Source organism: Cellulophaga sp. 20_2_10 (assembly GCF_023476645.1).
Taxonomy (GTDB): Bacteria; Bacteroidota; Bacteroidia; order Flavobacteriales; family Flavobacteriaceae; genus Cellulophaga.
In genome coordinates this window covers 112574-125812 of sequence record NZ_JAMCOJ010000001.1, presented here as the reverse complement: position 1 = coordinate 125812, position 13239 = coordinate 112574, and the positions used below count along the sequence as shown (strand labels likewise).

Here is a 13239-nt window from a genome sequence, read left to right as displayed (position 1 = left end):
TTAAGTTATTTATGAACTTCTTTTACCAGATCTTCGTATTAAACAAAAGTTATTACTCTCAAACACAAAAGATAGTTCTTACAGTGAGTAATTTAGAAATTGTTTTTTAATGAAGCAAAAATTATTCTATATAAGTATTTATAGAGCAGTCTAGATTGCAATTTTTTACCAGCATTTTTCTAAAACCTATAGCTAGGTCATAATTATCAAAAATAAGAGCTTCAGTAATACTATCGCTCAATATTAGTTGTTGCAACAAATACTCTACTACGTATTTATTTTCTGCTGTAAAAAGTACAAATTTAGTTGTATTCAACCTGTTCAGTTTGTTTGTCTAAGATTTTTCAAATGTAATAAAACCATATTAAACTTATAAAATAAAAAGCCCTTCTATAAAAATAGAAGGGCTTTTACATCAATCTAAAAAATTGATATTATCTGTATAATGTAAAGTGTCCAACAAACTCTCTAGTATCGTTCTCACCATTTAACTTAATTACATACCAGTAATCTCCGGTAGGTAAATCTGTTTTTTGGTATAAACCATCCCAGCCTTGTTCGTTATCTTTTAACTTATACACTTCTCTACCGTAACGGTCAAAAATTGTAATATAAATATCTGGAAACTGATCTATGTTTTTAGGTATCCATAAATCGTTTTGTCCGTCACCATCTGGTGTAAAGAAATTAGGAATTTCTATATCTATAAACTCCATAAAAATGGTTTGTATAGATTCACATCCGTTTTCATCTACAACTCTTACAGTATATGTATCGGTTTTCTTAATATAAAACGTATTATCTTCTCCGTTGTTAACATCGTTAAAGTAATATGTATACCCTGGTTTACCGCCTGTAGCTAAAGCAGTAATCTCGTTTATACTTTGTTGCTCTACAAATAATGCTAATGGTTCAAAATCTTCAATTTCAAAATTAATTGTATTTGTACAACCATTTGCGTGTGCAATTGTTATAAAGTGCATACCAGGAGCCATATTAGTAAAGTCTGGACTTAACACCATAAGTGCTGGGTCTGCAGTATCTAAACCGTATAACACATCTGATGTTACTGTTGGATCTTCAAAAATAAGCGAAATGCTATTGTTTGGAGTATCGCCAGTACACTCGTAAATAACCTCTGGTGTAACAGTTAAGTTTGCACCAGCTTCTATTTCTATAACCTGGTTAGTTATACAACCCATTGCATCTTTTACAAATATTACATAACTACCGCTTGCTAAATCTGTAAACAACATTCTACCTTCTACAAAGTCGGCATCATCGTTACTATTTATACTTGTACTGTATGCAGATGTACCGCCCGTTGCTGTAACTGTTATAGTACCATCTTCTTCACCAGCACAAATTTCTGGTGTAGATGTTAAACTCATACCTAATACTACTGGTTCTGTAATTGTAAACTCAATAAGCTCAAAACAACCATTAGCATCCTGTACTATAACACTATAATCACCAGCTATTAATTCATCAAATACATTTTCATCATCAAACTGATTTAAGTTTGGAGATATTGCATATTGATAGTTGCCTGTACCACCTGTTACATTTAAAACAATACTACCATCATCATCACCATTACAACTCACATTTGTAATATCTGGTATTACATTTAATGCCGTAGGTTCTGTTATGTTTATTACTGTAGATATTGTTTCACAATCATTACTCTGTACGTTTACATAATAGGTACCCATTGGTAAATCTGCAAATATTTCTGATGCTTGGTATGCTCTAATTTGATTTGTTAATGTAGCATCTGTAAATAAACCATATTGATAATTACCTAAACCGCCATCTGCTTTAGCTGTGATTACGGCAGTACTTTCTCCATTACAGTTAATTACTGCAGCGCTTTCATCTATTGCAAGTGTTAAAGCCTCAATAGGATCTATAACTACAACATTAGATAGTGTAGAGATACAGTTAAAGTTATCTCTTATGTAATATTGATAGGTACCATCTGAAAGTCCTGTAAACAAATGCGTTCCTGGACCATTTGCATTGTTCATAGCTGAAAACGTAGTACCATCTACGCTCCAAGTATAAGGAGCAGTACCACCAGTTGCAGATAATTGTAATTCTGCACCAGTTGTACAACCTAAAGCAGTTGTTGTAATTAATCTTCCTGCTGGCTTTAATGGATCAACAATTTCTAATATTGAAGATTCAAAAGAACAGTTAATATCATCAAAAACACTAATATTATAAAAACCTGGCCCTATGTTAGAAAAGGCTGCTGTAGTCTGACTAACGGTACTTGATACTAAAGTACTACCAGAAATATCAGAATACGTATTTAAAATATACCTGTAATTAGGTGTTACATTTCTTGTATTTAAACTTATAGATATAGAAGCATCATTATCTCCTGCACAAACTAAATTAGTTGCAGCTATGGTACCTGATATTGCATCTGGTACTAACAGCTCAAAAGCATTAGAGAATGTGTCTACACAACCTAAAGTATCTTCTATAGTTACTGAATATTCGCCCGCATCTAAATTCTGAAATAAGAACGAGTTAACATTAGTCTCTGTAGTGCTTACCATTGTCATATTATTAACAATAGTAATCGTATATGGAGCAACACCTCCGGTTGGATTAATACTAGCTGTTCCCATATCGTTAGTACAACCTGCTTCTTGATATACAACTGGCTCTAAACCTAATACTGCACTTGGCGTAGTGATACTAAATATTCTGTTTTGAGCACAACTTGGAAAACCATCTTGCACTACCTCTACTCTGTAGTTACCGGCAGGTAAATTAATAGGAGCTGTTGGCCCCATATCTATAGAGTTAATCGATCCTGTATAACTTACGTCATCTGAAGGATCTGCTGGCGTACCATTTGTTTGGTAAACTCTAAAAGTGAAATTACCAGTATACGTAAGGTCGCTCATTGTAAGTCTAATTTCACCTTCATCTCCAAAACAAACTACATTAGATAACACCTCTACGTTTACATCGAACGTATTAGGTTCTGATACTGTATGCTCTGTTGTTATTTGACAACCTGTAACCGTATTTTCTATTAAAATAGTATGTGTGCCTGGTTGTAAATCTGCAAATACATTTGAAGCCTGCGGTGTTCCACTTGGCAATAATGTAAATTGATAATCTCCTGGATTAGTTGCATAAGTAGAGATACTACCAACAACATTTACACTAATATCTTCTCCTAGATTTGCACAACTAATAGCATCGTCTACAGTTACTGAAGCAGAAACTAACTGATCATAAGCATTAACGGTTACTGTTTGCTCTGCACTACAACCTTTATTATCAAAAACACGTACTATAACATCTGCACCAGCATAATCTGTATACGTGTATGTTAAAGCTGTTCCGTTTTGTAAGATAGTACCTGTTGCAACATCCTCAAACTCATAACGAGAGTAAACAGTACTACCGCCTGAGATACTTGCCGCATCTAAAACAATAGTTGCATTATTAGTAGAATTATCTGCTGTACAACCAAATTGGTTAACAGTTGGCATAGCAAATGCTATTACATTTGGCTCTCCCACTACTATAGATGTTCTAGTAGTTACACAACCGTTTGGTCCTGTACCTGTAACATCATAAGATCCTGCAGATAAACCAGAGAACGAGTTTGTAACTGCATCATAAGTTGCAGCAGGTGCAATTGTATATGTTAATGGGTTATTCCCATTGTTTACTTCTGCAATTTTAATAACACCATCAGTTCCTCCGTTACAAGTTACGTCTGTTGGCGTAGCTGTAAAGTTTGGTGTTACCCTATCCAATACTTCTATAGTAAAAGTTTTTGGACTACATAATGGAGTGTTATCATCATACACAGATACTAGATAACTACCTACTGTTGCAGCTCCTGTCCAAACTTCTATATTTGAAGGGTCTGAAATAACTGTTCTAGGTTGTGTTATTGGACCAGATACCTCATAAGAAAACGACCCTGAACCATCAAAACCAGAAATTGTTATTGAAGCATTAGGACTTTCGGGACTAACCCTACAATCTAACAACTTTGTAATTTCTGCTTTAGCCTGAAACTTTGGATAAATTTCAAAATTTACTGTATTACCACAACCGTTTACATCTTGTATACTAATTGTTTGTAAAGCTGTTGAAGATCTTAATCCTGATACCGTATAATTGCCATTAACAAAATTCGTAGATTGTAATGCACCTCCATTAATACTAAGGTTATATGATGCCGTATCTGGTGTTGATAAACTTACCTCTACCTCATAACTACCTTCTGCAACACAATAATCTACTACTGTTATTGAGTTTATTACTGGTGCCACATCTAAAGCTACCGTTACATCTGTTTCTTGTATACAATTGCTTGCATCTTTTATATAAATTGTATAATCACCTACAGCAAGGTTTTTAATAGTGTTACTTTCCCAACCGCTAGATGTTGCTGTTGGCGCTGCATCTGTATCTAATAAATATTGGTATTGGTAAGGACCTACACCATAACGCCCCTGAACAGTTACAGTACCTAACTCATTACAATTTGCATTCTTAGTAGTACTTGCAGAAATCTCTAATAAAGTTGGAGCTTGCTCTACAGTAAATACATCAGATGTATTTACACACCCCGGGTTTATACCATCTACTTCTGTAAATAATATATAAAATTCACCAGGAGGAAGACTGTTAGCTATTTCTGTCTCTGGACCACCAGCTGCACCTGAAATAATTCCTGTTATACCCGTACTAACATTAGTTGCATAAGAGAAAATTTCATAATTAACATTAGTTGCATCATAACCAGATATTGTAAATTCAACCACTCCATCAGAGCTACCAAAACAAGTTATAGGTGCAATGTCGTCTATAGTAGAAATTAATGTAGAATTGCTAGAAACAGGAACGGTAGCTTCTTGCATATATTCACAATTAGTATCTGTATCATGTACAATAAATGTATATATAACACCAGGTGTTAACCCTGTAAATAAGTGTGTATTGTCTGGTGCTGGCAAAACATCTTCTGCATGCCATGATGGATCCATTGGATCAAATGGAGGAGCAGGAAATACTGCAAAGTAAAAAGAACCAGCTCCTAATGTTCCATTTGTAGCTTGAGCCTCTACCAACATTTCTCCACTTCCTGGCGTACAACCAGAAGCTCCTACCGTAGTAACTAATACATCTGGTCCTGTAGCAATTGTAACTGACGTAGATGTCTCACATCCATTAATATCTGTAACAGTAACTGTATAATCTCCAAAATCTAAATTAGAAAATGTATGATCATTAGTTCCTGATAATGTATTATATGTTTCAGAAACACTAAAGTCTGCATTATTAACTCTATATATATAAGTAGCTGTACCTCCGCTTGCATCAACAGTAATTGTACCTAAATCTGTACCTGTTGCAGTACATTGTATATCTGTAGATGAAATATTAGGAGTAATAACAGTTGGTTCATTTACGGTAGTTGTTCCTGTTACAAAACAATTTTTACTATCTGTAACCGTAATTATATAGTCACCTGCCTCTAAATTTGTTGTTTGCTTACCGTAATCATTTGATGTAGTTGTGTTTAAAACATTAATAGTATACGGAGCTAGTCCTACATTAGTATCAATTACAATATCTAAAGATCCTGTATTATTACCATTACATGTTAAATCTGTCGCAGTAATACTTGTTATTACCGGAGTATCTGCAGCAGAAACTTCAACAGAGTTTGTTACAAAAACACATGGCGTTGGTGTAGATGAATCTGTTGCCCTAAAAAAGTATGTACCTGCCGTATTTGTAGAAAATGTATCTCCTGTAAATCCTGTTACGCTCCATGGGCCAGAATTTGTTGTAGACCATTCATAAGTATAAGTAACAGAACCACCAACAATGTTTAAATTAATAACAGCATCAGCCGAACAAGTTAAGTCAGATTGTAATGTTGCGTCACCTCTTAATGATGGATTAATTGTAATTGATTTTTGAACAGGTCCACACCCGTAAGAATCATTCACATCTATATCATAACTGCCATTTGGCAAATCTGTAAATGTATACGTATTAGAAGTTGATGGTGTTGGAGTAATCCAAGCTCCACCATTTAACCTAAACGTATAATCGCCATTACCACTTGTAACTGTAACAGTTACTGTAGCGTTATTAGCACCATCATAACAAGATGTAGCTGTTAAATCAAAATCTATATCATCAAACTTATCTACTGTAATTGCTATTGTTGATGCAACTTCGCAACCTTTATCATCTTTTACACGTACCACATAATCTCCCTCTGTTACATTTGCAAAATTAACATCTGTTTGGTATGCTCTAACAATAGAGTTATCTGCAGCCCTTTCTAACTGATACTCGTAACCAGGAGAACCACCTGTTGCAGAAGCTGTTAATGTTGCTCCAGTATTAAAACAAGTATACGTTGCAGTTTCTCCTAAACTAGGCACTATTGCCGCTGGATCTGTTAATGTTGCATCAATATCTGTAATACAAGCGTTATCACTTACTTTACGAATAAGTACATTGTACGCACCATCTGCTAAATTAGAAGCTGTTGTTACTGGTGATGTTAAAGAGGTAACCCAATTTGCACCACCATCTACAGAATACTCAAATCCTGTAACGGCATCAAAATTAGTAACCTCAAAACGGATATTACCGTCTGAACCGCCATTACAACTTGGATCTGTTGTTCCTAATAATTTTGCTGTAAATGCTTTATTTTCTTCTACAATAACAGTTACATCTGCCGATTGAGCACATGCTTCTGGTGATTGTGTTGCTTGTAAATCATCTATTATTAAATCGTTACCGTCATTACTATTAACATTGTTACGTATAACAATACCTACAGTTGTATTAGCACCTGGGTTAAAAGTAACCGTACGGTTATGCCAATCATCTGCGTTTGTGTTTTTAGGAATCTCTGCAGTTGCAACACTAGAAATAACAGTACCAGAACCATCTACTAATTCTATTGTCATTTCTGGATTGTTACCACTACCACCAACTTGCATTAAGTTGTATGCCCATAAAGAGAAAGTAATATCTTGATTAGCCAATACCTCAATTCCGTTTCTAGACCATAAAACACCGTTTAAAACTGGCGCAGCATATACATCTGAAAATGTACTAACATCTATTGCTAAGAATCTTCCGTCTGTAACACCAGTATGGTCGTTAGGACTTCTTAATGAAGTAATAGGATTTGTTACAAGATTGGTAACTGTATATTCACCATTTACCAGAATACCAGCCGGACCACGATTACAAGCTGTTGCTGCACCACTTTGTGGCTCGTAACAATAATCTGATCCTATTTCTGCTATTTGTGTAGTAGCACCTGCACCAAAACTCTCGTAGAATAAAGTAGACTGACCAGCAGTTAAAACACTTGCATAATCTACCGTAACTGTATATGTACCATTACCTACACCTGCAAATACATTATTGCTTGGTAGTGTATTGGCTACTGTATTTAACTTATAAATATAACTAAAGTCTGTTGTGTTAGATGGTGTCATTGTTATTGTACCATCACCTAAACAATCATAACCTATAGCACTAGAAAATGTTGGTGCCGTAATTGGATCAGGAACTGTAATTTCCATTTCGTACGTACAACCTAAACCATCACGTAATACTAACTCATAATTTCCTGGAGCTAAATTAGCTGTATCTGTAGCGCTAAAACTTGTACCTCCGTTAAAGCTATACTCGTACGTACCATCTCCTCCGTTAGGATTTAATATTTTTACCAAAGCTCCTAATGGGTTACAAGAAGCATCTTCTATAATTGAAGCAGAAGCAGATAACCTAAAAGGCTGATCTATTTCGTAGTCTTCATTTACCTTACAACCTGTATCTATAGTTGCTCCACTAGAATCCATTACGGTAATAGTGTATATACCTGCAGCTAAATTATCAAACGTATTTGGAGTTTGGTAATTTGTACCACCATCTAAACTATATCTATAAGGAGCTGTGCCACCTGTTACATTTATTGTTAAGGTTGATGTAGCAGAATCTGCACATGTAATTTTACTGTGTGTTGCTGTTATTTCTGGCGCTCCTAAATCTTCAATAGTAACTGGGGATGAAATAGCAAAACAACCATTACCATCTCTTACTATAAAAGTATATTCACCTTCTTCATTAGGATAATAAGTTAATGGAGTTCCACGATATCCAAATAAGAAACTAGTATTTTCAGTAAAGGCCGAATCTGGTACAGAAGCCTCATCAGCATACAATAACACACCATTTTTACTATAAATCGCCATTTCATAAATAGGGCTTGGCAAGCCACCAGATGGAGTTAGATTAATAATACCTGAATTACACGTAATATTTGCCGTAGTAACAGCACCTAATTTAAGTTCTTCTATTTCACCTACTGTAATTGTTTTAGTATCTAAACAACCATCTTGTGTACTCGTTATTACAATATAGTCACCAGGTGTAACACCTGTAAACTCATATGTATTATCTTTAACCGTTGGGTGGTTACGTACTGGAGAACCATCACCTCCGTTAGAACCGTCATCTAAACGAAGTTCATATCCATAATTTGGTAATGCATTAGATACTTGTACTTTTATTGTACCACCAGTATTACAATCTTCTGGAGTTGTTGTAACACTTACTGTAAAAATATCTCTTCTAATACCTATATCTTCTGTTTCAAAAATACAAGCACCAGCTATAGGAGTGTTATCTGCTGGGTTTAATTGTGTTGCTTGTACTCTATATGTACCACTTGTTGCGATATCAAAATTTGGTCCGTTGTTGGCTGAAAAAGGAACAACTACTGCTCCACTAATTCCGTCTACCAACTGAAAACCATAACCAGCACCTACGTTAGTAACTCTTATGTTACCATCTGTATCACATAAAATGTTTTTAGATGTAAACTCTATCTCCAATTCGTTTTTGTAAACTGTAAAGTAAAAACGACTAAAACAACCTCCAGAATAACGAACAACAACTCTGTATTCTCCGCTTTCATTAGCTGTATAATTATCTACGTTAGATACTGCATTCCAAGTACAGGTTCCGTTTTTGTTTGCACAATCTTCACCCGCATCAGAACAACTAGTGTCATCTAACTTTTCCCAAGTAATACTTTCTGCGTCTGTAATACCCAATTGTATAGTTGCTTCATCTGAAGCACCACATAAATATATTTTAGGTAATAAACTACCGTCTATAGGACAAGTAGCTACTTCACCTTGCATATCATTATCTGGATTAGCATCACTATTTACATAATTAAAATAGTCTAATACAGGGTTTGTTTGTGTAGTACCAAAACGTTCTACTTTAATACGCTCTATTAAATTAGGACAAGTCCCATCTCCTGTTTTTTCTACAATAAAGTTACCAATAACAGTTGTTAGGTATGTACTAGGATCTGAATCTGGATCACCATCATTTAACACAGTATCGCCAGCATCTACAACGCCGTTATCGTTATTGTCTAACACCCAATTGTAAGCTGTAAAACCAGCACCAGCAGACAACACAACATCGTCTCCACATAATTGTACTGTTCTTGCTTGGTTACAAGCTGCTAAATCATCTAAAATTGAATTACTAGCCACTTCTGGATCTCTTGTACAAGCTCCAATAGAAGTTGCTCCTCCTTCATCTGAAAAAGTATTTGTATTAACCGTACCTTGGTAGGTAGAGTATGCTATGTTTTCTAGTGTAGAAGAACAAGCAGCTACAAACTCTGAACAATTTGCAGTAATTGAAACTTTTATTCTTATAACATATTCTGTATCTCCTACTTCTACTAAATTATTTGGAATAGTAAAGTTTAAGGTATGATTAGCAACATCCTCTGTGTAAGATGATCCTGGCGCACCTGAAAAATCTACTCCTTCTAATATAACATTCTCTGGTAGTATATTTCTAATAGTATAATTTGTAGCATCATCATCTCCTGTATTCTGAAAACGTAGTACGTACTGCATAGTTTGTCCTAAACTAACTGCATCACCATTAATATCATTAGCAGATAAATCTTCAACCGTATTTCCTAATAAAATTTCAGGAGCTAAAACTTCTACATAAGGTGCTGCAATTACAGTACCATCTGTTGGGTCTACAGCTGGCGTTCCTGATCCGAAAACACCGTCGTCTCCGCCATCTGCATTATCATCTTTATAATATTCATTAGCATCACTACATCCATCACCATCACTATCTAAGTCTAAATGATCTGGGATACCATCGTTATCGGTATCTAAATTAGCACAAAACCCAGTGAATGAATCTGTATTGTAGGCTAGAAAAGCAATATCTGCATTACTAGATAATTCTAAACGTAAAAATGCAACATCATTTATACTGCTAGCAGGTATGCCAAATTCTGATAATTCAATAGTTGCTAAACGATAATCTCTGAATGTATTTGAAGCGAAAACACTCCCATTAGAGTTGTAAACATCTAAATTGTAAGAACCCACTACGGTAGATAGAGCTCCACTTCCAGAATCTTTTACCTGTACCGCATTACCTAAAGGGGCACCACTAGCATCGTATAAGCTAATAATATGACCGGAACCTCCAGGTTGAGCAACCTGTGTTAATAAAATATCCGGAACACCATCACCAATTGTAGATGCTACAATTGGGTCTATTTCATATACCCAATTATTTCCAATATTAGCTATTGCAGTACCTAAATCTAAACCATTTTGACCATTGGTTAATAATGGATTTAATGGGTCCGAGGTAGGATCGCCTACTACAGTTAAACCTAAAGCGTTATTTGCATCACCATCATTAAGGCTAGCTTCTATAGTCATTTCGCCAAAGATATTATTAGAAGGTGTTAATCCCAACCAGTTAGATTCAGAAATATTTAAATCAACCAAGCCATCGTTATTAGTATCAATACCATCCATCAAACCATTGCTGTTGGCATCAAAAATATCGTCATCTATAACACCAGTAGAAAAAGTAGTCCCACCAGATGTAAAAGCTAATAATTCATGAGAAAGATTTGGTCTTGTACTACTTATACTCGTAGAAGAGCTTCTCCATAAATCATTAAAATTTGTAAAAATTTCTGTTATTGGTGTTCCTCCTTGCACTGTTGAAGCAGGAGTACCAAAAGTTACATCGCCAGAAATAGTACAAAGTTGTTCTACAGAATCGTAGATACCATCATTATCATCATCTAAATCTATAGAATCTATTACACCATCATTATCATAATCATTATGCACAATAATTCTTGCTGTAGGACTATCAGTAGTAATATTTTTATCTACTTGGTCTTGTGTATTAGTAACTGTATTTACTAAACTTAACAAAGGAAGTATATCTATTTCATCTCCACGCACCACTAATTCTAATTCAGCTGTTTCTCCACCATCAAGTGTCCCTATATTCCAAATAGTACCACTAAAGCTACCTGTAATTGTAAAACTTGAAACTAGTGTTAAACCAGCAGGAATATTATCTGTAATTTGAAGGTTTGTTAATGGACCTAAGCCTAAATTACGCACCTTAATTGTAAACGTAGCTGTTTCTCCTTCTACTATTTCTGCCTTATCTACTGTTTTATCTAAAACAACATCTGGATCACAATATAGTGCTTTAATTGGCTGAGAATCATACGTACAAGGACCTTTAGTACCTCTTACAAAAAATTCTCCTGCTCCAGAAGGAGCATAACTTGGGCTATTTGCTCCAGGAATAAGTACGCCATCTTCATACCATTGGTAAGCATCAAAATTCCCTGTGGCTTCAAATATTTCAGAACCAACAAAACATCCGCTAGGGCCTCTAATCTCTAAAGTAACTTCAGGTACGGTATCAAATCCAGAAAAATATCCGGCAACACCTCTGGCTCCATTATAACCAAAAAAACCTACGGCTACTGGGCCTGTAGATTGTACGCTAATATTACCATCTAAGTTTGGTATAAAAAATGTTTTCCAATCAGATGTTCCTGCAACTGGTACAGAAGCCGGCATAGTAGTAATCTCTGTTCCGTTTTGATATACCTTTACATTGGCGTCTGGTGTATTTGTAGCTGCTATAATGGTTACACCACCAGTTACGGTAGCTCCGGCCATATTTCTAATGTTCGGAATATTGTCCATAACATCTGGCAGCAAACAGTTTACAGGAGCAACAAAGTTTAAACCCTGTGTATATACTTCTGCCGCACCAGCAAGACATTGGTATGCGTAAGCATCTTTAGAAGTTTGCACAAACATATTTGCACCGACTGTATTAGATGAATAGTAACTACTTGGTATTTCAAAATAATCGCCATTATCTATAGTTGCAACTGGTGTTGTACCACCATTAACATATATATTTGTATTATCTGCTGTTCCTATTATTAAAGGAAATTCTGTAGCACCACTTGTACCACCATTACCTCTAACAAATACATAATCTTTTCCTAATCTATTTTCTGGTACAGGTTGATCTATACCTGCATCGCGATTTGATGAACCAGCCTGACGACCAAAATTCATACCACCATTACTAATAACGATATCCTTTGTAGAAGTAACAGAAGCACCAATCCAACCATCTCTTTGTGCTTGTGTTGGCGAGTTACCTACGTATGCTTCAAAAACAAAAGATTCGTTTGCATTTAATGTTATTTGGTATGTATTATCTGTTATTCCTGCTACATCAGAACCCAATCTAAACTCACAATTAGGATCGTAGCCAGAAACAGTAACCACCGTATTATCTTCTGTAGCCATAATACCCAATGTATTAGACTTAGATGAGTGCTGTCCTAAATTAGGAATACCTCCCCATTTAAAACGAGTACCCATTGCAACCCTACCTTTAGATGTTAAAGATGCTGCTTGTGCTGCCGAATACCCTCTATAATTTACATAGAACTTATTTCCACTAGGAGATTCAAATCGTAATCCACTATTATTTAAAACAACACCCGTATTGCTATTGTCTACAAGTGTTATGTTATTATCTCCATTGCCAAGTGTATACACAGCCGGACTAACATTTGATATATTAAATGTTGCTATTGGTGTTGTACTTGTTCCTCTATAGGCATTAACCGTAAATGTTGTTGGCTCTGGAGTAGACAAGTAAACAGCCTGTTGTTGTATGGCTTGGTTGTTTTGTCCTTGCTTTAGCGGCGGCAAGTAATGAAGATCACTTAACTGAGCCTTCATTGATAAACTAAAGCCTAACGCTACTAAAATAAAAATAAGAATTCTTTTGATCATT

General features: G+C 35.3%; 2 protein-coding genes. Both read right to left on the bottom strand.

Translation table 11 applies throughout. From position 1 onward, the window contains the following. Positions 1 to 121: 121 nt before the first annotated feature. Positions 122 to 316 carry a hypothetical protein gene (locus tag M4I21_RS00485; protein ID WP_072302409.1) on the bottom strand — a complete coding sequence of 65 codons (195 nt, stop codon included), beginning with the start codon at positions 314 to 316 and terminating at the stop codon, positions 122 to 124. A gap of 118 nt (positions 317 to 434) precedes the next feature. Next, positions 435 to 13238, bottom strand: a complete 12804-nt coding sequence (locus tag M4I21_RS00480) for a T9SS type B sorting domain-containing protein (RefSeq protein WP_249556993.1) — start codon at positions 13236 to 13238, stop codon at positions 435 to 437. Between the last annotated feature and the right edge of the window lies 1 nt (position 13239).

What these genes read in the sequence shown, in the direction of transcription:
- M4I21_RS00480 (WP_249556993.1), bottom strand. Translation starts at nt 13,238, where the DNA reads ATGATCAAAAGAATTCTTATTTTTATTTTAGTAGCGTTAGGCTTTAGT.